Source organism: Glycomyces xiaoerkulensis, assembly GCF_002798405.1.
GTDB lineage: Bacteria > Actinomycetota > Actinomycetes > Mycobacteriales > Micromonosporaceae > Glycomyces > Glycomyces xiaoerkulensis.
In genome coordinates, this window is sequence record NZ_PGGV01000034.1 from 18,728 (window position 1) to 37,801 (window position 19,074).

At 70.3% G+C, this 19,074-nt stretch carries 14 protein-coding genes; 7 read left to right on the plus strand and 7 right to left on the minus strand.

What is annotated here, in order from left to right; all coding sequences use genetic code 11:
• Window positions 1-40: 40 nt before the first annotated feature.
• The 3 genes from CUT39_RS15900 to CUT39_RS15910 form a co-directional block, all read right to left on the minus strand.
• Entirely contained in the window at window positions 41-2,080 is a 2,040-nt protein-coding gene (locus CUT39_RS15900; RefSeq protein ID WP_100448340.1) for a molybdopterin oxidoreductase family protein, read from the minus strand.
• 140 nt (window positions 2,081-2,220) lie between these two features.
• Window positions 2,221-3,642, minus strand: a complete 1,422-nt coding sequence (locus CUT39_RS15905) for an MFS transporter (RefSeq protein ID WP_100448342.1) — start codon at window positions 3,640-3,642, stop codon at window positions 2,221-2,223.
• Window positions 3,643-3,828: 186 nt separating this feature from the next.
• The gene (locus CUT39_RS15910) at window positions 3,829-5,220 is read right to left on the minus strand and encodes an MFS transporter (RefSeq protein ID WP_100448344.1); all 1,392 of its coding nucleotides are present in this window, start codon (window positions 5,218-5,220) and stop codon (window positions 3,829-3,831) included.
• Window positions 5,221-5,406: 186 nt separating this feature from the next.
• Between CUT39_RS15910 and CUT39_RS15915 the strand changes: the two genes are divergently transcribed.
• The 3 genes from CUT39_RS15915 to CUT39_RS15925 are packed head-to-tail and all read left to right on the plus strand — an operon-like array spanning window position 5,407 to window position 7,711.
• Window positions 5,407-6,324 carry an ABC transporter ATP-binding protein gene (locus CUT39_RS15915; RefSeq protein WP_100448346.1) on the plus strand — a complete coding sequence of 306 codons (918 nt, stop codon included), beginning with the start codon at window positions 5,407-5,409 and terminating at the stop codon, window positions 6,322-6,324.
• Window positions 6,321-7,418 carry an ABC transporter permease gene (locus CUT39_RS15920; RefSeq protein ID WP_100448348.1) on the plus strand — a complete coding sequence of 366 codons (1,098 nt, stop codon included), beginning with the start codon at window positions 6,321-6,323 and terminating at the stop codon, window positions 7,416-7,418. The genes CUT39_RS15915 and CUT39_RS15920 overlap by 4 nt, the downstream gene beginning before the upstream one ends.
• Window positions 7,419-7,465: 47 nt before the next feature.
• Entirely contained in the window at window positions 7,466-7,711 is a 246-nt protein-coding gene (locus CUT39_RS15925) for a hypothetical protein (protein WP_100448350.1), read from the plus strand.
• A gap of 72 nt (window positions 7,712-7,783) precedes the next feature.
• Here the strand turns inward: CUT39_RS15925 and rsmI are convergent, their stop codons facing one another.
• A complete protein-coding gene (rsmI, locus tag CUT39_RS15930; protein WP_232805782.1) occupies window positions 7,784-8,644 on the minus strand; it encodes a 16S rRNA (cytidine(1402)-2'-O)-methyltransferase in 861 nt (286 codons plus the stop codon).
• Between the two features lie 202 nt (window positions 8,645-8,846).
• Between rsmI and CUT39_RS15935 the strand changes: the two genes are divergently transcribed.
• Complete coding sequence (locus tag CUT39_RS15935) at window positions 8,847-9,497, plus strand: restriction endonuclease (RefSeq protein WP_157930743.1); 651 nt, start codon at window positions 8,847-8,849, stop codon at window positions 9,495-9,497.
• Between the two features lie 41 nt (window positions 9,498-9,538).
• On the opposite strand, the gene CUT39_RS15940 is transcribed toward CUT39_RS15935, so the two are convergent.
• The 3 genes from CUT39_RS15940 to CUT39_RS15950 are packed head-to-tail and all read right to left on the minus strand — an operon-like array spanning window position 9,539 to window position 13,023.
• Window positions 9,539-10,741, minus strand: coding sequence for a S1C family serine protease (locus tag CUT39_RS15940; protein ID WP_157930744.1), 1,203 nt, complete (start codon window positions 10,739-10,741; stop codon window positions 9,539-9,541).
• Between the two features lie 57 nt (window positions 10,742-10,798).
• Window positions 10,799-12,310, minus strand: a complete 1,512-nt coding sequence (locus tag CUT39_RS15945) for a sensor histidine kinase (RefSeq protein WP_100448358.1) — start codon at window positions 12,308-12,310, stop codon at window positions 10,799-10,801.
• A gap of 2 nt (window positions 12,311-12,312) precedes the next feature.
• Window positions 12,313-13,023 carry a response regulator transcription factor gene (locus CUT39_RS15950; protein WP_100448360.1) on the minus strand — a complete coding sequence of 237 codons (711 nt, stop codon included), beginning with the start codon at window positions 13,021-13,023 and terminating at the stop codon, window positions 12,313-12,315.
• Between the two features lie 245 nt (window positions 13,024-13,268).
• Here CUT39_RS15950 and CUT39_RS15955 point away from each other — a divergent pair, with 245 nt between their 5' ends.
• From CUT39_RS15955 to CUT39_RS15965, 3 genes are all read left to right on the plus strand, one after another.
• The gene (locus CUT39_RS15955; protein WP_100448362.1) at window positions 13,269-13,658 is read left to right on the plus strand and encodes an STAS domain-containing protein; all 390 of its coding nucleotides are present in this window, start codon (window positions 13,269-13,271) and stop codon (window positions 13,656-13,658) included.
• 143 nt (window positions 13,659-13,801) lie between these two features.
• Window positions 13,802-17,509, plus strand: coding sequence for a multifunctional oxoglutarate decarboxylase/oxoglutarate dehydrogenase thiamine pyrophosphate-binding subunit/dihydrolipoyllysine-residue succinyltransferase subunit (locus CUT39_RS15960; RefSeq protein WP_198587189.1), 3,708 nt, complete (start codon window positions 13,802-13,804; stop codon window positions 17,507-17,509).
• 235 nt (window positions 17,510-17,744) lie between these two features.
• The gene (locus CUT39_RS15965; RefSeq protein ID WP_100448364.1) at window positions 17,745-19,067 is read left to right on the plus strand and encodes an extracellular solute-binding protein; all 1,323 of its coding nucleotides are present in this window, start codon (window positions 17,745-17,747) and stop codon (window positions 19,065-19,067) included.
• The last annotated feature ends 7 nt before the right edge of the window (window positions 19,068-19,074 follow it).

Sequence of the window (19,074 nt, forward strand, 5' to 3'; positions counted from 1 at the left end):
CAGCGCTGCCGGGCCGCTCGCCGCCGTCAAGCGGACGCGGTCACCGCTCGGGGGCGGGGGCGATCTTGACCGCGCAGACCTTGAACTCGGGCATGCGGCTGATCGGGTCCAGGACGTCGGACACCGCGGCGTTGGCGTTCGCCGCGCCCGGGAAGTGGAACGGGGAGAACACGGTGTCGGGCCGGATGTCGGCGCTCAGCCGGGCCGGGGCGGTGTAGGAGCCGCGCCTGGAGGTGACCCGCACCCGGTCGCCCTCGTTGATGCCGTTGCGGACGGCCGTGTCCGGGTGGATCTGGAGGTACTGCTCGCCTTCGAGCGAGCCGATCAGGCGGGTCTGGGCACCGGACTGGTACTGGGTGAGGACCCGGCCGGTGGTCAGGTAGAGCGGGTAGACGCCGTCGCGCCGCTCGGCCGGGTGCCGGTAGTCGACGGCGACGAACCTGGCCCTGCCGTCGGGGGTGCCGAACTCGAAGTCGGTGAACATGCGCGGCGTCCCGGCGGGTTCGGCCTCCGGCACCGGCCACTGGAGCCCCTCCTCCCCCAGGCTCTCGTAGGTGGCCCCGGAGTAGTCGGACCTGCCGCCCGCCGAGGCGCGGCCGAGCTCCTCGAAGACGGCCTCGGGGTCGGTCGGGTAGGTGCCGGCGGCCCCGAGCCGGTCGGCGAGCTCGGCGATGACCCACAGGTCGGAGCGCGCGCCGTCGGGCGCCGGGCGCAGGGAGCGGCGGCGGATGATGCGCCCCTCCAGATTGGTCATGGTGCCGTCCTCTTCGGCCCACTGGGTGACCGGGAGGACGACCTCGGCCAGCCGGGCGGTCTCGGACATCACGAAGTCGAACGCGACCAGGCTGTCGAGGGACCGCAGCCGGTCGGAGACGCGGGCGGCGCGCGGGGCCGAGACGACCGGGTTGGACCCGAGCACGAACAGCATCTTGACCTCGTCGCCGCACTTGCGGAGCAGTTCGACCGCCGAGACGCCGGGCCCGGGAATCGAATCGGGGTCGACGCCCCAGACCCCGGCCACGTGCTCGCGGGCCTCGGGGTCGGCGATCATGCGGTAGCCGGGCAACTGGTCGGCCTTCTGGCCGTGCTCGCGGCCGCCCTGGCCGTTGCCCTGGCCGGTGATGCACCCGTAGCCGGACGACGGCCTGCCGGGCAGCCCCAGCGCGAGCGCGAGGTTGATCCAGGCGGTGACGGTGTCGACGCCCTTGGCGTGCTGCTCGGAGCCGCGGGCGGTGAGGATCGCGACCTTCCCCTGCGAGAGGAGCCGGGCGGTGGCGTAGAGGTCGGGGACGCTGACGCCGGTGGTCCGCTCCACGAAGGCCGGCCAGTAGCCGGCGGCGGTCTGGCGGACCTCGTCGAAGCCGGTGGTGTGGGCGTCGATGTAGTCGTGGTCGAGGTAGCCCTGCTCGATGCAGATGTGGAGCAGGCCGTTGGCGAGCGCCAGGTCGCTGCCGGGCTGCGGCTGCAGGTGCAACTGGGCGGCCTCGGCGGTGGCGGTGCGGCGGGGGTCGACGACGATGAGCTCGCTCTGGGCCAGGTGCCGCATGAACGGCGGCATGGTCTCGGCCGGGTTGGCGCCCACGAGCATGACCACGTCGGATCCGGTGAGGTCCTCGGCGGGGAACGGCAGGCCGCGGTCGACCCCGAAGGACCGGTTGAGGGCGCCGGCGGCCGAGGACATGCAGAACCGGCCGTTGTAGTCGATGTGTTTGCTGCCCAGCGCGAGTCTGGTCCACTTGCCGAGCTGGTAGACCTTCTCGTTGGTGAGCCCGCCGCCGCCGAAGACGCCGACGGCGTCCTTGCCGTGGTCGGCCTGGAGGGTGCGGATCCTGTCGGCGACGTGGTCGAGCGCGGTGTCCCAGGAGACCGGTTCCCCGCGCAGGAGCGGGGTGGTGATGCGCTCGGGGTGGTCGAGCAGTTCGGGCGCGGTCCAGCCCTTCTTGCACATGCCGCCGCCTCGGGGGGAGGCGGTGACCGTTCCCGCCTCGTTCTCCTCGAGCCGCATGCCGCACTGCAGGGCGCAGTAGGGGCAGTGCGTGTCGGCGGTCCGGACGATCGGCAGGGTGGTTCGCACGGTCATGCGGCGAGTATGCCCGCGGGCGATTACAGGGTTACGTGGCGAATGTTTCGGGGATGCTAAAGGCCAGGTCTGCCGTTCGGCGGCAGCGGAAAGGCCCGCCGCCTCGGGGGTGAGGCGACGGGCCGGGACCGGTCCGGGGCTCAGACGTTCGCGTACGCGAGGCTCGGCGCCCGCAGGACGAAGACCCTGCGCTGGTAGAACCACCAGTTGATGGCGAAGAAGACCAGGTAGGAGCCGGCGAAGACGTACATCGCGCCGATCATCGAGCCGGTCTGGTCGTTGCTGACGCGCAGCACCTGGTTGACCGCGAAGCCGCCGAGCGCACCGATGAAGGAGATCCAGCCGAGCGCGGCGGCGGTGAGCCGCTTGGCCCGCACCACGGCCTCCTCGGTGGGCCTGCCGCCCGCCTCGGCGCCGGCCTCGGCCTGGAAGATCGCCGGGATCGACCGGTAGGCGGAGCCGTTCGCGAGCCCGGCGAGGACGAACAGGGCCATGAACGAGGCGAAGAACAGCCAGAAGCTGCCCAGTTCCACGCCCGACACCGCCCCGAGGACGCCGGCGCTCATCAGCACGAAGCAGGTGCCGGTGATCGGTGCGCCGCCGCCGGTGCGGTCGGAGAGCCAGCCCCCGAACGGCCGCGCCAGCGATCCGATGAGCGGCCCCAGCGCGGCCAGCCAGATCGAGGCGAACGCGGGGAACTCGATGCTGATCATCAGCGGGAACGCGAAGGAGAACCCGATGAAGGACCCGAAGGTGCCGATGTAGAGCACGCTCATGATCCAGGTGTGCTTGCGCTTCAGGGCCGGGAGCTGGCCTTTCACGGTGGTCTTGGCGACCGAGAGGTTGTTCATGTAGCGCCGGGCGAGGAACGCGGCGGCGATCGCCAGCGCCATCCACAGCAGCGGCACGTTGTGCAGGTAGAAGGCCGAGCCGTCGACCGCGGCGCCCTGGGAGGCGCCGATGAGGCCGACCGCGATCACGAACGGGCCGGCGAGCTGGACCACCGCGACGCCGATGTTGCCGCCGGCGGCGTTCACGCCGAGGGCGGCGCCGCGGTGGCGCTCGGGATAGAAGTAGGAGATGTTCGCCATCGAGGAGGCGAAGTTGCCGCCGCCGAAACCGGCGAGGACGCCGCACAGCACGAACACCCAGTACGGGGTGCCGGGGTTCTGGACCGCCCAGGCCAGCAGGCCGGTGGGCAGGACCAGGAGTCCGGCGGACACGATGGTCCAGTTGCGGCCGCCGAAGACGCCGACGGCGAAGGTGTAGGGGATCCGCAGGAACGCCCCCACCAGGTTGGGGACGGCGACCAGGCCGAACAGTTGGCCGGTGGTGAAGCCGAACCCGGCGGCGGCCAGGTAGGGGACGATGATCGAGAACATCGTCCACACCGAGAAGCCCAGGTGCTCGGTGATGACGGAGAAGACGAGGTTCCGCCTGGCGACCTTCCTGCCGGTGGACCGCCAGAACTCCTCGTCGTCGGGACGCCAGTCGGTGATCCACCCCTTGCGAGGCTCGGTGGGCGTCGGCGGCGCTGTCTCTCTGATCAGTGTCGCGGTCATGGACGCAACGGTGGCGCGGCCCGGTTGCAGGGTCGTGCGCCGTCCGTGGCGGTGCCGTTGCGATCGGCGCACAAGGTTGTTAACCGCAGCGTGAGAGGAGGGGCGGGAGGGCGTCTTTGTGCACTGCCTCACCGCGGCGCGGCTGCGGCCGCCCCCTCCGGGGCGGCCGCAGCCGCCGGGGATCGGCTAGACCTTGGCGTGGGCGAGGCTCGGGACCCGGTCGGCCAGGACCCGGCGCTGGTAGAACCACCAATTCAGCATCAGGAAGACCGCGTAGGCGGCGAGGAAGCCGTACATGGCAGGGATGACCGAGCCCGTCTGCTCGTTGGCGATGCGGAAGGCCTGGTTGATGAGGAACCCGCCGAAGGCTCCGATGGCGGAGATCCAGCCGAGCGCGGCGGCGGTGAGCCGCTTGGCCCGCACCACGGCCTCCTCGGTGGGCCTGCCGCCCGCCTCGGCGCCGGCCTCGGCCTGGAAGATCGCCGGGATCGACCGGTAGGTCGAGCCGTTGGCGACGCCGCTCATGGTGAACAGCAGCATGAACGAGGTGAAGAACAGGGCGAACGACCCCGCGTCGACGCCCTGCACCGCGCCCAGGACCCCGGCGCCCATGAGGATGAACGACGCGCTCGTGACCGGGGCGCCCGCCCACCTGTCGGCCAGCCAGCCCCCGAACGGGCGGGAGAGGGAGCCGACCAGCGGGCCGAGTGCCGCGATCCACAGCGAGCTGAACTCGGGGAATTCGATCTGGATGACCAGCGGGAACGCGAAGGAGTAGCCGATGAAGGACCCGAAGGTGCCGATGTAGAGCACGCTCATGATCCAGGTGTGCTTGCGCGCCAGCGCCGGCACCTGCCGGCGCAGCGGAGTGCGCGAGACGGCCAGGTTGTCCATGAACCTCCAGGCCATGAGCGCCGCGAACAGCGCCAGGACCAGCCACAGCAGGGGCACGTTGTGGAGGAAGACCTCGGTGCCGTCCTCGGTGGCGCCCTGTGCGGCCCCGAAGAGGCCGAAGGCCAGCACGAACGGGCCGATGAACTGGACGGCCGAGACCCCGATGTTGCCGCCGGCGGCGTTCACGCCGAGCGCGGCACCGCGGTGGCGCTCGGGATAGAAATAGGAGATGTTCGCCATCGAGGAGGCGAAGTTGCCGCCGCCGAAACCGGCGGTGACACCCGCGACGATGAACAGCCAGAACGGGGTTCCCGGCGTCATGACGCAGTAGGCGAGGAGGGCGGTGGGGACGGCCAGCAGGCACGCGGAGATGACCGTCCAGTTCCGGCCCCCGAAGACCGCGACGGCGGCCGTGTAGGGGATCCGCAGGAACGAGCCCACCAGGTTCGGCACGGCGGTGAGCCAGAACAACTGGCCGGTGGTGAAGTCGAAGCCTGCGGCCGCGAGGTACGGGGCCACGATGCTGAACATCACCCATACCGAGAAGCCGAGGTGCTCGGCCACCACCGACCACAGGAGGTTGCGTCGGGCGACCTTCTTCCCGGTCGACTGCCAGAAGGCTTCGTCATCGGGGCGCCAGTCGGTGATCCACCCGGTGCGGGCCGCGGTCTTGGTGTCAGGCATTGTCGCTGTCATGCCCGATACTGTCGACCGGCAGGATTGCCCGCTCGTGCGAGAGCGGTGCCGCTGCCGTGAAGTTCGCCGCACCCTCGGGCCGCGGGCGGCGTGAAGGCGGCGAAACCGCAGGTCGCGACGGGCATGAAAGGCGAGAACCCCGTCACACCGGTGGATGGCATACCTTTGGTGGCTATGGACGCCGCCATCGAGGTCGCCGACCTCCGCAAAACCTACCGCGGGCGCAGGACCGGCGAGGTCCGCGCCGTCGACGGGGTGGGGTTCCGCGTCGAGGCGGGCGAGTTCTTCGGCATCCTGGGGCCGAACGGGGCGGGGAAGACGACCACGCTGGAGATCGTGGAGGGCCTCCGCAAGCCCGACTCGGGCGAGGTGCGGCTGCTCGGGCGGCGCCCCTGGCCGCACTCGGCCGAGCTGACCGCCCGCATCGGGGTGCAGCTCCAGGCGTCGTCGTTCTTCGAGTTCCTCACCGTCACCGAGCAGATCGAGACGTTCGCCCGGCTCTACGGCGCGAGCCGGGAGCGGGCGGCCGAGATGCTCGAGCAGGTCGGCCTGGCCGAGAAGGCGGGCGTGCGGTGCGAGAAGCTCTCCGGCGGCCAGCAGCAGCGCCTCTCGATCGCGTGCGCCCTGGTGGGCGATCCGGAGCTGGTGTTCCTGGACGAGCCGACGGCGGCGCTGGACCCGCAGGCCCGGCGGAACCTGTGGGACCTGATGCGCGCGATCAACGCCGACGGCCGCACCGTGGTGCTCACGACGCACTACATGGAGGAGGCCGAGGCGCTGTGCGACCGGGTCGCGATCATGGACTCGGGCCGGATCCTCGCGGTGGACTCCCCTGCCGAGCTGATCCGCGAACTCGACGCGCCGACCCGGGTGACGGTCGCGGCCGGGCAGCTCGACGAGGACCGGGTCTGTGAACTCGCCGCCGGGGATGAGTTCGTCCTCGACGGCGACGAGGTGGTCTTCGAGACCCGCGACGCCCGGAAGCTGCTGACGGCCCTGGCCTCCGAAGGTGCCCTGGAGGGCCTGGCGGTGCGGACGGCGAGCCTCGAGGACGTGTTCCTGCACGTCACCGGACGGGAGTGGCGGGAATGACCGTGGAGACCGCGCGTCCGGAGCGGGCGCGCCCCGGCGGCGCCCGGGCGTATCTGGCCCTGTTCAAGGCGACCGGCCTGGGGTGGCTGCGCGACCGCAGCCAGGTGTTCTTCACCATCCTGCTGCCGCTGATGTTCATGGTGCTGCTGTCGAGCGTGTTCGGCTCGACCGATTCGACGGTGCCGCGGGTCCTGGAGGTCGGCGAGGCCCCGGTCCTGGACCGGGCCGAGGCCGGCGAGTTCGAGATCGAGCCGGCCGCGAGCCTGGACGAGGCGCTGACGCGTTTGGAGGACGGCGAGGCCGACGCGGCCGTGGTCCAGGACGGGCAATCGGTGACCATCCACCACTCGCAGGCGAACTCGACCGCCGGGGCGATCGCGCTGGGCAAGCTGTCGGCGCTGGTCGACCGGGCGAACGTGGACCGGCTGTCGGCGGCGGCTCCCGGGGAGCCGGTGCTGGAGATCGACACCGCCGCGGCCGAAGGCACCGAGACCCGGCCCATCCAGTACCTGGCGCCGGGGATCCTGGCCTGGGGCATCGCGATCTCGGGCGTGTTCGGCGCCGCTGGCACGATCGTCGACTGGAAGCGCGACAAGCTGATGCGGCGGCTGCGGCTGACGCCGGCCTCGGTGGGGAACTTCGTCGGCGCCAAGATCTCGGTGAACCTGGCCGTGGCGCTGGTGCAGACGGCTGTCTTCCTGGCGGTGGCGGCGCTGCTGTTCGGCCTGGAGCTGTCGTCCTGGACCTGGTTCGCGGCGCCGCTGGTGCTGACCGGCACGCTGGCGTTCCTGGCGATCGGCGTCGTGATCGGCGGCATCGCCAAGACCGGACCGGGCGCGGCGGGCCTGAGCAACCTGGTGACGATGCCGATGGCATTCGTCTCGGGCGCGTTCTGGCCGCTGGCGCTGTCGCCGGACTGGGTGCAGGCGATGTCGTACCTCTCGCCGATGCGGTACCTCAACGAGGCGCTGCAGCAGGTGGTGGTCTACGGCGATTCGCCCGCCGCGGTGCTCCCCCAGGTCGGGATCCTGGCCGCCTTCGCCGCGGCGGTGGCGCTGATCGCCTGGAGGACCTTCAGGTTCGACGAGCTGTGAGCGTGTCGCAGAAGCCGCCGAGCGGCGCCGGTAGGTACAAACGTTCCATGTCCGACCTGGTGATCCACTCGGTTCCCGAAGGAGACCTCGAACAGATCGAGTCCGAGGCCGAGGCCCGGGGTCTGTCCGTCGAGGCGTACATGCTGCGACTGATCCGCGAGAAGGCCGGCGCGGCCCGGAGGCGGCAGACGCTCTCAGAGCTCCCCGAGCGGCTGAGAGAGGAAGGCGCCGAACCGATCTCGATGGACGACATCCTGGCCGCCAAGGACTCCCGGGACCTCGGCGCAGCATGATCGTCATCGACACCTCTGCCCTGGTCGCGGCCCTGCGCAACTTCGGCGCGCCCGGAGACGAGGTCCGCCGCGTCATTGCCGAGAACGCGACTTGACGACCGCGTCGTAGACGGTCCGGCGCGGGACGCCGAAGCGGGCGGCCACCCGCTTCATGGCCGCCTTGCGGTCCTCCCCGGCCGCCTCCAGGTCGGCCACCGCCCCCGCGAGCGCCTCGGGGGTCGCCTCGGCCGCGTCCGGCCCCGGCCAGCCCTGGACCACCAGGGTGACCTCCCCGCGCGGCGGGTCGGCCTCGGCGCCGTCGGCGAGCTCGGCGAGGGTCCCGCGGCGGATCTCCTCGTGGGTCTTGGTCAGCTCGCGGCACAGCGCCGCCGGGCGGTCCGCGCCGAAGGCCTCGGCCATGGCGCGCAGGGTACCGGCGGTCCGGCGCGGGGAGTCGAAGTAGACCATGGTCCGGCGCTCCTCGGCCAGCGCGGCGAAGGCGCGGCGCCGCTCGCCCGGCTTGCGGGGGGCGAAGCCCTCGAAGCAGAAGCGGTCGCACGGCAGGCCCGAGAGCGCCAGCGCGGTGGTCACCGCGCTCGCGCCGGGAGCGGCCGTCACCGCGATCCCCGCGTCGATCGCGACGCGCACCAGGCGGTAGCCGGGGTCGGAGACCGACGGCATGCCGCCGTCGGTGATGACGGCGATCCGCCTTCCTTCGTACAATTGTTCCAGAAGGGTGCCGCTCTTCGGGGCCTCATTGCCTTCGAAGTAGGACGTGATCGCGGCCCGGGTGGCCACCCCGAGCTCGGTCAGCAGCCGCCGGAGGCGCCGGGTGTCCTCGGCCGCGATGACGTCGGCCCGGGCCAGCTCGGCCGCCACCCGAGGCGAGGCGTCCTCGGGGTTTCCCAGCGGCGCACCGAGAAGCACCAGAGCGCCCGTCGAAGTGGTTGACACCCGGCCAGTATCCACTATCCTCTTGCGGGGAAATTCGCGCCGGTCACGATGCGGCGACACGGCGCACATGCAGACTGCGGATCCAGGCTGTCCGGAACCCGACAGTGACCTTACATACGAGCGAACAGTAACGGATACTCGTAGTGACACCATAGGCGACATAACGCAGCAGCCCGCCGTCATGCACACAGTGGAGGCCGCCATGTCCGTGATCGCAAGAGCGGGAGCGGTTCTCGCCGCTCTCATCCTCGGTTACTTCGCCATCGGCTTCATAGCCGAGCACTGGGCCTGGTTCGTTGCCGGAACGATCCTGTTGTGCGGCACGGCGGTCGCAACATGGGTGCTGCTGCGCAGCCGCGGCAGGAGCCGCGACGCGACAGAACGCGCCCTCCACGCCGAACGCGAGGCGCTGATGAAGAGCGTCGACGACATGCAGGTCCCGATGTTCGACGCGATGATCGGCCGCCTGCTGGTCGGCCTCGACGCCAAGCGCGTCAAAAAGTTCGGGCACCGCAGCAACACCCTCGGCTGCAACTTCGTGGTCACCCTCCACGGAGGCCGCCGCATCGTGGTGCGCGCCAAGAAGGACGACCGCACCGTCAAGCGCGAGGGCGCCCGGCACATCCAGTTGCTCGGCGGCGAGATCCAGCCGCGCTGGTCGTGCGACGCCGGTGTGCTCATCACCAACGCCAACCTCCACGGGATCCGCCACGCGGCCCGCAACCAGGCCACCGCCGCCCAGCTCGGGGTCTTCGTGATCGACCGCCGGCGGCTCGCCGAGTGGCTCGACACCGGCGAGCCGCCCGCAGCGCTGCTCCCGGCCACCAAGGAGCTGTCGCCCGCCCGATCGTGATGGCGCGAGTCGCGCCCCGGGGCGGCCGCCCCGGGGCGCGCTCACCGGGATCCGAGCGTGACCTCCACGGTGTGCTCCTGCTGGTCCCTGATGTAGCCGACGGTGACCTCGGTGCCGCTGGCGATGCTCTGCACCAGCGAGGCGACCTCGGAGGCCCCGGCCACCTCGGTGCCGTCGACCGAGACGATGACGTCGCCGGCCTCGAGCCCGGCCTCCTCGGCCGGCGAGTCGGGCTCGACCTCGCGGACCATGGCCCCGTTGCCCTGCGTGTCCGCCAGCGACACGCCCAGGTACCCCCGCTCGACCGAGCCGTTCTCGATCAACTGCTCGGCCGCGTCCGCCACGACGTTGGACGGGATCGCGAATCCCAGGCCGATGCTGCCGGACTCGGTGGAGGTGATGGCGGTGTTGATGCCGATGAGCTCGGCGTCGCCGTTGACCAGCGGGCCGCCGGAGTTGCCCATGTTGATCGCCGCGTCGGTCTGGATCAGCCCGGTCAGGGTCTGGCCCGTCTGCCGCCCGAGTCCGCGGGGCTCCTCTCCCGGCAGGGCCATGGAGCGGTCGCGCGCCGAGACGATGCCGGTGGTCACGGTCCCCTCCAGGCCGAGCGGCGAACCGATCGCCACGGCGACGTCCCCGACCTGCACCGCGTCGGAGTCGCCGAAGGCGATCGGGGTCAGCCCGTCGACGCCGTCGGCCTTGAGGACGGCCAGGTCCTGGGTGGCGTCGGTGGCCACGACCTCGGCCTCGGCCACCTCGCCGTCGGCGAACCGGACCTCGGCGCGCTCGGTGCCGGCGACGACGTGGTTGTTGGTGACGACGTATCCGTCCTCGGAGTAGACCACCCCCGAGCCCTCGGCGGACTCGGTGACGATGGTGACCACCGAGGTCCTGACCTCCTCGACGATCTCGGTGTAGGTCATGCCGGATCCGGCGTCCATCGACACCGACTGCACGTTGGTGCTCCCGGCGCTCTCGCGGTCGGACAGGGCCCATCCGACCGCACCTCCGGCGCCGCCGGCGATCAGGGCCAGCGCCAGCGCGCCGGCGACGAGGCGGCCCCGGCCGCGCTGCGGGGCCGCGGGCGGACCGTACGGCGGCGGCCCGGCCGGCCCCCAGTGCGGTCCGGGAGGCGGGGCGGGTGGAGGCCCGGGGTGTGCGGTGGTCGGGGGCTCGGCGGCCCCTTCGGTGTTCTCTGGTTCCCGGTTCCGCTCGGGGTCCGGGACACTGTCGGCGTTGCTCATGAATTGCAGCATGCGTCCCGAGGCTTTCGGTCCGCTGCAAAAACGCCTTAAACGGCTTTAATCTTCCTGCGATTCGGCGTCCAGCCTCACCGTGAACTCGGTGCCGCCGCCGGGCTCGGACCGGACCGAGACCGATCCGCCGTGGGAGCGCACTATGGCCGCGACGATGGCCAGGCCGAGGCCGGAACCGGGGTGGGTGACCCCGTCGGAGCGGAAGAAGCGCTCGAAGACCCGGTCGGCCACCTCGGACTCCATGCCGGGGCCGTCGTCGGCCACCCGCAGCACCACCTCGTCGTCCTCGGCGGCGACCGCGACGGTGACGGTCGTGCCCGGCGGCGTGTGGCGGACGGCGTTCGACAGGAGGTTGTCGATCACCTGCCGCATCCGGGCGCGGTCGGCCACGACCACGGTCGGCGCTCCGGGCACCGACTCGAACTCGAAGCGGTAGTCCTCGGCGACCACGGAATGGGAGGAGACGGCCTCGTGGCCGAGCAGCGCCAGGTCGACCGGCTCGGTCTCCACCGGCCGCTCCTGGTCGAGCCGGGCCAGGTGCAGCAGGTCCCCGACCAGCAGGCCCATGCGCTTGGCGGCCTCCTCGATCTGCCCGATGTAGTGCTGGCGCTCGTTCTCGGGCATGCCGGGATTGGCCCGCACCAGCTCGGAGTAGCCGCGGACGTTGGTCAGCGGCGTGCGCAGCTCGTGGGAGGCGTCGGCGATGAATTCGCGCATCCGCCGCTCGGAGTCGTGGGCCCGTCCCTCGGAGTATTCGCGTGCCCTGATGGAGCTCTCGATCTTGCCGAGCATCGAGTTGATGGCCATCGACACCCGGCCGACCTCGGTCTCGGGGTCCCGGGGCGGCACGCGCTGGGAGTAGTTGCCGGCGGCGATCATCGCGGCGGTGTTCTCGATCTGCCGCAGCGGGGCCAGGCTGGCGCGGACCAGGCCGAAGCCGAGCGCGGCCAGGCCCGCCAGGACGCCCACGCCGATGAGCACGTCGACCCACACCAGGCCGGCGACGGTGCGGTCGAAGTGCTTGAGGTTGTAGGAGAGGGCGTAGTAGTCGGAGAACGAGGGCGCGGAGTCGATCTGCTGTGCCGGGTCGAGGCCCTCCTGGTTCTCCTGGATCGTCTGCCGCAGGTGCTCGCCGGAGACGGCGTACACGCGCCAGCGGACCGAGCCGTCCGCGGCGAGCGCGGTGAACGCGTCCTCCGGGTGCGCCTCGATGTCGGCCAGGGTGAAGTTCGGGGCGTCGGTCTGGCTCTGCGGCAGGTCGTGGCGGCGGTCCGGGTAGTTGAGCATCGAGAAGATGTACTGATTGGGCCGGATGCCGAGCTGCGAGGAGCCCTCGGAGTCGCTCAGCGCCGCGACCTCGTCCAGGCCGAGGGTCTCGAACTTGTCCTTGAGCTCCTGGTCGATGGTGCCGAGGAACGTGGAGTGGAGGGCCAGGATCGTCGAGACGCTGATGATCAGCAGCGAGCCGGCGACCAGGGCCAGGACCGCGGCGGTGAGCCGGACCCGCAGCGGCACCCGCTCCCACCGGTTGCCGAGGGCGTCGGCGAAATCGCGCACGTTCAACGACTCTGCTCCCGCAGGACGTACCCGATGCCGCGCAGGGTCTGGATGAGTTTGGGCTCGCCGGTGTCGATCTTGCGGCGCAGGTAGGAGACGTAGGATTCCACGATGCCGTCGTCGCCGCGGAAGTCGTAGCGCCACACGTGGTCGAGGATCTGGGCCTTCGACAGCACCCGGCCGGCGTTGATCATGAAGTAGCGCAGCAGCTTGAACTCGGTCGGTGAGAGCTGCACGGCCTCGCCGGAGCGCCAGACCTCGTGGGTCTCCTCGTCGAGTTCGAGGTCGGCGTACTTGAGGCGCGCGGGCCGGGGCAGCTCGCCGACGCTGCGGCGGAGCACCGCGCGGATGCGGGCGACGACCTCTTCGAGCGCGAAGGGCTTGGTGATGTAGTCGTCGCCGCCCACCGACAGGCCGGTGACGGTGTCGGCGGTGTCGTCCCGAGCGGTCAGGAACAGCACCGGGGTGCGGTCCGAGCCCGAGCGCATGCGGCGGACCACTTCGAAGCCGTCGATGTCGGGAAGGTTGATGTCGAGCACCACCAGGTCGGGCCGGTGCCGGGCGATCGAGCGCAGCGCCTCGTCGCCGGTGGCGACGGCGTGGACGGCGAACCCGGCGTAGCGCAGCGAGGTGGCGAGCAGCTCGCAGATGTTCTCCTCGTCCTCTACGACCAGGAGGGTGGCCTCGGTCTCGGTGTTCGTCGACTGGGGCATGGACCTCATTCTTCACATGCTCGAACGGCGCGGGACAGGGTGGTTCTGAGCATACGTCGGGGGAGGTGGGGCGTCGAGCCGCCGCTGGGACGCGGGCGGTTGTCATCCCGGTCACCGGTGCGCCGGAGGCAGACGGTCGTGTCAGCGGACTGTCTTCGGTCGACGGTGTCGGATAGACTTTGTGTCGCACCCGAGCACCTGCGGTGCTCGGGCCGTGACGCCCTACCAGTTTGTTAGGTGAGTTCATGACGCTGTCAATCGAGACCGGCACGACCGAGAACGGGGTGGTGACCGTCGAGTTGGCCGGCGAGGTCGACTACGCGACCGCTCCCCAGATCCGAGAGACGATCACCGGCGCCCTGGAGGCGGGCGGCGTCACGTCCATCCGAGTCGACGTCGCCAAAGTGACGGTGCTGGACTCGACCGGGATCGGCACGATCGTGGTGGCCTACCGGATCGCCCGCGAGATGGGCGTGGACTTGGCGGTGGTGAACCCCAATCGCTTCATCACCAGACTCTTCACCGTCGTCGGCGCCGAGGAGCTGCTCGAGGAGCCCACCGAGACCTTCTCGACGCAGGAGAGAAGGCACGAGCTCAGCGCGGCCAAGGAGCGGAGCGCCTCACAGACGGCGTGACGAAACGTGAGGTGAAGCCCGGGGTGACCGGTTCCGCAAGGGCGCTGCCGACCCTACATTTCTCCCGCCTCGCGGTTACCCTTGTTCGGGGGACTGCCTGTCCCCCGTCCACGCAGCGTCTGCAAAGAAGAGGCGATTGAGCTGTGTCGAGTTCGACTCCGGGCAACCTGTCGACCGATTTCGGGGCCAACGAGTGGTTGGTCAACGAGATGTACGAGCGCTACCGCGCCGATCCCCAGAGCGTCAGCCCCGGCTGGCGGGAGTTCTTCGGTGAGGACGCGTTGAGCGCCGAGGACACCGACGAGGGCGGGCCCGAGCCCCAGGCCGACGCGTCCCAGCAGGCCGAGATCGATATCGAGGCCGAGACCGTGGGGGGCGGCGAACCCTCCCCCCAGAGCCAGAAGCCGAAGGTGGTCCCCAAGACCGCCGGCCCCGAGCCCGCGGCCCCCGGGGAGGCGGCCCCCACCGCGAAGGAGCCCACCGCCAAGCACGGCTCGGCCGTGACCAAACCGCTGAAGGGCGTCGCGGCCAAGGTCGCGCAGAACATGGACGCCTCGCTGGAGGTCCCGACCGCGACGTCGGTCCGGGCCGTGCCCGCAAAGCTCCTGTTCGACAACCGCGTCGTGATCAACAACCACCTCAAGCGCAGTCAGGGCGGCAAGGTCTCCTTCACGCACCTGATCGGTTACGCGCTGGTGCAGGCGATGAAGGCCCATCCGGGCATGAACGCCTCGTACAAGCGGGTCGACGGCAAACCGACGCTGGTCACCCCCGAGCACATCAACCTCGGCCTGGCGATCGACCTGCCCGGGCCCGACGGCTCCCGGACCCTGGCGGTGCCGTCCATCAAGGGCTGCGAGTCGATGGACTTCCGCGAGTTCTGGCAGGCCTACGAGGACCTGGTCCGCAAGGCCCGCAACAACAAGCTCACGATGGAGGACCACGCGGGGGCGACCCTGACGCTGACCAATCCGGGCGGAATCGGCACCGTCCACTCGGTGCCGCGCCTGATGAAGGGCCAGGGGCTCATCGTCGCCGTCGGCGCCATGGAGGTGCCCGCCGAGTTCGCCGGGGCCAGCGACGAGACCCTCGCCGACCTGGGCGTCTCCAAGATCATGACGGTGACCTCGACCTACGACCACCGCGTCATCCAGGGCGCCGAGTCGGGCGAGTTCCTCAAGACGCTGCACCGGTACCTGCTCGGCGACGACTTCTGGGACCGGATCTTCCGCAGCCTGCTGATCCCGTACGAGCCGGTGCGGTGGGTGCGCGACGTGGCCAAGACCCACGAGGGCCAGATCGACAAGAACGCCCGCGTCATCGAGCTGATCCACGCCTACCGGGTCCGCGGCCACCTCATGGCCGACACCAACCCGCTGCACTACGAGATCCGGCACCACCCCGACCTGGACATCCTTTCGCACGGGCTGACCCTGTGGGACCTGGACCGGACCTTCCCGGTCGGCGGCTTCGCCGGCCAGCAGCGGATGAAGCTGCGCGACATCCTGGGCGTGCTGCGCGACTCCTACTGCCGCCGCGTCGGCGTGGAGTACATGCACATCCAGGACCCCGAGGAGCGGGAGTGGCTCCAGCGGCGCATCGAGGTGCCGTTCGAGAAGCCGAAGGTGGAGGCCCAGAAGCACATCCTCGGCCGCCTCAACGCCGCCGAGGCGTTCGAGACGTTCCTGCAGACCAAGTTCGTCGGCCAGAAGCGCTTCAGCCTCGAAGGCGGCGAGTCGCTCATCCCGCTGCTGGACCAGGTGCTGAACCAGGCGGCCGACGAGGAGCTCGACGAGGTCGTCATCGGCATGCCGCACCGGGGCCGCCTGAACGTGCTGGCGAACATCGTCGGCAAGAAGCTGTCGCGAATCTTCACCGAGTTCGAGGGCCACATCGACCCCAAGAGCATCGGCGGATCCGGCGACGTCAAGTACCACCTGGGCATGACCGGCGAGTTCACCGCCCCCGACGGCAAGGCCCGGACCACCGTGTCGGTCACCGCGAACCCGTCGCACCTGGAGGCGGTCAACCCGGTGCTCGAGGGCATCGTCCGGGCCAAGCAGGACCGGATCAACCTCGGCGAGGACGGCTTCACCGTCCTGCCGGTGGCCATCCACGGCGACGCCGCGTTCGCCGGCCAGGGCGTCGTGGCCGAGACGCTGAACCTGTCGCAGTTGCGCGGCTACCGCACCGGCGGGACCGTGCACGCCGTGGTCAACAACCAGGTCGGCTTCACGACCGCGCCGGCCTACTCGCGCTCGAGCCTGTACTGCACCGACGTGGCCCGCATGATCCAGGCGCCGATCTTCCACGTCAACGGCGACGACCCCGAGGCGGTCTGCGAGGTCGCCAAGCTGGCCTTCGCCTACCGGCAGCAGTTCCGCAAGGACGTCGTCATCGACATGGTCTGCTACCGGCGCCGCGGCCACAACGAGGGCGACGACCCGAAGATGACCAACCCGCAGATGTACCAGGTCATCGACGCCAAGCAGTCGGTCCGCAAGCTGTACACGCGGGCCCTGATCGGCCGCGGCGACATCACCATGGAGGACGCCGAGGAGGCCCTGAACGACTACCAGGCGCAGCTCGAGCGGGTCTTCCGCGAGACCAAGGAGGCCCTGGCGGGCCGGACCGGACCGGTGCCGTGGCGGCACCAGCCCGAACCGGTGGCCGACATCGACACCGCCGTCGACGCCGAGACGGTCGCCATGATCGGCAAGGCCCACACCACGCTGCCGGAGGGCTTCAGGCCGCACAAGGCCGTCCGCAAGGTCCTCGAGAAGCGCAGCGAGATGTCGACCTCCGGCAGCATCGACTGGTCCTTCGCCGAGACGCTCGCGTTCGGGTCGCTGCTGATGCAGGGCAAGGCCGTGCGCCTGGCCGGCCAGGACTCGCGGCGCGGCACCTTCGTGCAGCGCCACGCGGTGGTCATCGACCAGGAGACCGGCGCGGAGTACACCCCGCTGGCGCACCTGGGCGAGAACACCGGGAAGTACTTCGTCTACGACTCGCTGCTCAGCGAGTTCGCCGCGATGGGCTTCGAGTACGGCTACTCGGTCGAGAACCCGGAGATGCTGGTGGCCTGGGAGGCGCAGTTCGGCGACTTCGTCAACGGCGGCCAGACCATCACCGACGAGTTCATCACCTCGGGCGAGGCCAAGTGGGGCCAGCACTCGGGCGTCACGCTGCTCCTGCCGCACGGGCACGAGGGCGCCGGCCCCGACCACACCTCGGGCCGCATCGAGCGGTTCCTGCAGCAGTGCGCCGACGACAACATGCGCATCGCCGGCTGCTCCAGCCCGGCCAACTACTTCCACCTGCTGCGCCGCCAGGGGCTGGACCCGGTGAAGAAGCCGCTGGTCGTGTTCACACCGAAGTCGCTGCTGCGCCACAAGTCCGCGGTCAGCCAGGTCGAGGAGTTCACGAGCGGACGGTTCAGACCGGTCCTGGCCGACCCCGCCGTCGACGCCGGCGAGATCCGGCCCGAGGAGGTCAGGAAGGTGCTGCTGTGCTCGGGCAAGGTCTACTACGACCTGGCCGCCGCGCGCAGCCGGCGCGGGGTCTCCGACACCGCGATCCTGCGCGTCGAGCAGCTCTACCCGATCCCGTCCGAGGATCTCCAGCACGAGCTCGCGGCGTTCGGCAACGCCGACGACGTGGCCTGGGTGCAGGAGGAGCCGGCCAATCAGGGCGCCTGGTCGCATATCGCGCTCAACCTGCTGGAGAAACTCGACGGGGTCCATCTGCGGCGCATCTCCCGGCCCGCGGCCGCCGCGCCGGCGACCGGGTCGCCGAAGGTCCACGACGTGGAGCAGGAGGCGCTGATCGACGTCGCCGTCCCGGAGCCGTGAGCGGCCGATCGGGTTGCGCGCCTGTCGAATCCATAGCAATCTGAAGAGGGGGAGGCCGAGGGCCTCCCCCTCTTTCGCGCCCGGTGGCTGATGAGATCGATAACAATTGGGCCACCATTCGGCGCTCGGCACGCCCTTCACTCTTGACGGCGCTGCGCTTTATCGATAAAACTGTTGTCACGGTCACGTGCCTGCTGACCGACCCCAGCAACAGTCACATAGGAGTGATGCACACATGCGAAACCATCCCTCGCCGCCGGGCGCGCTCTCCCGGCGGTCGCTCCTGGCCGGCGGCGCAGCCGCCGCTGGGCTCGGCCTGTCGGGGTGCGGCTCGCTGGCCACCAGCCTGTCGGACCAGACGGTCGTACGCCAGTGGAACCTCCTGGCCGGCTCCGACGGCGCGATCATGACCGACATGCACCAGCAGTTCATGGACGAGACCGGCATAGATCTGAAGGCCACCACCTTCGCCTGGGGCACGCCCTTCTACACCAAGCTGACCATGGGAGCCGCCGGCGGGAACGCGGCCGACGTGGCCACCATCCACCTCTCGCGGCTCGAGAGCCTGTCCCCGACAACGCTGATGGACCCGATCGACCTCGGCGAGCTGGAGGAGGCCGGACTCCGCCCCGAGGACTTCCCGCCGGCGATGTGGGACCGCTGCTTCTCCGACGGCGAGCTCTACGCGGTCCCGATCGACACGCACGCCCTGGTCAACTACTACAACCGAACCATATGCGACCAGGCCGGCGTACTGAACGACGACGGCACCCTGCTGGAGACCCACGGCGTGGACGAGTACTTCGACCTCCTGCGCGCGGTCAAGGACGTCACCGGCGAATACGGGACCTCCTTGGACACCAACGCCGGGTGGCGCCAGTTCTGGGCCTGGTACCGCCAGCAGGACGGCGAGTGGGCCTTCCACGAGGACGGCCACGAGCTCGACGACGACAAGGCGCTCGCGGCCATCCAGGTCATGTGGGACATGGCCGAAGAGGGCCTGTGTCCGCGCGTCTCCGACGGCGGCCAGACCGCGGCCAACTTCGAGAACGGCGCCGGCGGACTGGTCCAGGTCGGCAACTGGGAGATCACCCGGTTCCGCCAGTTCGACGAGACCCAGGGCCTGGACTTCTCCATGACCGAGATGCCGGACTTCTTCGGCAACCGCCGCACCCAGGGCGACAGTCACTCCTACATCATCCCCCGCCACAACCTCTGGAGCGACGAGGGCCGGCGGGCCACGCTGGACTACATCTCCTGGATGCTCCAGCACAGCCTCCAATGGGGCGCCGGCGCCGGGCACACCCCCGCCTATCTGCCGGTCACCGAGAGCGCCGAGTACCAGGCGCTCGAGCCCAACGCCGAGTACGCCGGCGTCAGCGAGAACGTCCAGTACGACCCGGACGTCTGGTTCTCCGGCTCGGCCGCACCGCTGGCCGACCGCGTGGCGCAGGTCCTGGCCGGCGTGTACGCCGGGAACACGACCCCGGAACAGGCGCTCGACGCCGTCAAGGCCGAGGCGCAGACGCTGGTCGAACAGCCGAATCCCGTCGACTAGAACGATT

What these genes read in the sequence shown, in the direction of transcription:
- CUT39_RS15900 (WP_100448340.1), bottom strand. Translation starts at nt 2,080, where the DNA reads ATGACCGTGCGAACCACCCTGCCGATCGTCCGGACCGCCGACACGCAC.
- CUT39_RS15905 (WP_100448342.1), bottom strand. Translation starts at nt 3,642, where the DNA reads ATGACCGCGACACTGATCAGAGAGACAGCGCCGCCGACGCCCACCGAG.
- CUT39_RS15910 (WP_100448344.1), bottom strand. Translation starts at nt 5,220, where the DNA reads ATGCCTGACACCAAGACCGCGGCCCGCACCGGGTGGATCACCGACTGG.
- CUT39_RS15915 (WP_100448346.1), top strand. Translation starts at nt 5,407, where the DNA reads ATGGACGCCGCCATCGAGGTCGCCGACCTCCGCAAAACCTACCGCGGG.
- CUT39_RS15920 (WP_100448348.1), top strand. Translation starts at nt 6,321, where the DNA reads ATGACCGTGGAGACCGCGCGTCCGGAGCGGGCGCGCCCCGGCGGCGCC.
- CUT39_RS15925 (WP_100448350.1), top strand. Translation starts at nt 7,466, where the DNA reads ATGTCCGACCTGGTGATCCACTCGGTTCCCGAAGGAGACCTCGAACAG.
- CUT39_RS15935 (WP_157930743.1), top strand. Translation starts at nt 8,847, where the DNA reads ATGTCCGTGATCGCAAGAGCGGGAGCGGTTCTCGCCGCTCTCATCCTC.
- CUT39_RS15940 (WP_157930744.1), bottom strand. Translation starts at nt 10,741, where the DNA reads ATGAGCAACGCCGACAGTGTCCCGGACCCCGAGCGGAACCGGGAACCA.
- CUT39_RS15950 (WP_100448360.1), bottom strand. Translation starts at nt 13,023, where the DNA reads ATGCCCCAGTCGACGAACACCGAGACCGAGGCCACCCTCCTGGTCGTA.
- CUT39_RS15955 (WP_100448362.1), top strand. Translation starts at nt 13,269, where the DNA reads ATGACGCTGTCAATCGAGACCGGCACGACCGAGAACGGGGTGGTGACC.
- CUT39_RS15965 (WP_100448364.1), top strand. Translation starts at nt 17,745, where the DNA reads ATGCGAAACCATCCCTCGCCGCCGGGCGCGCTCTCCCGGCGGTCGCTC.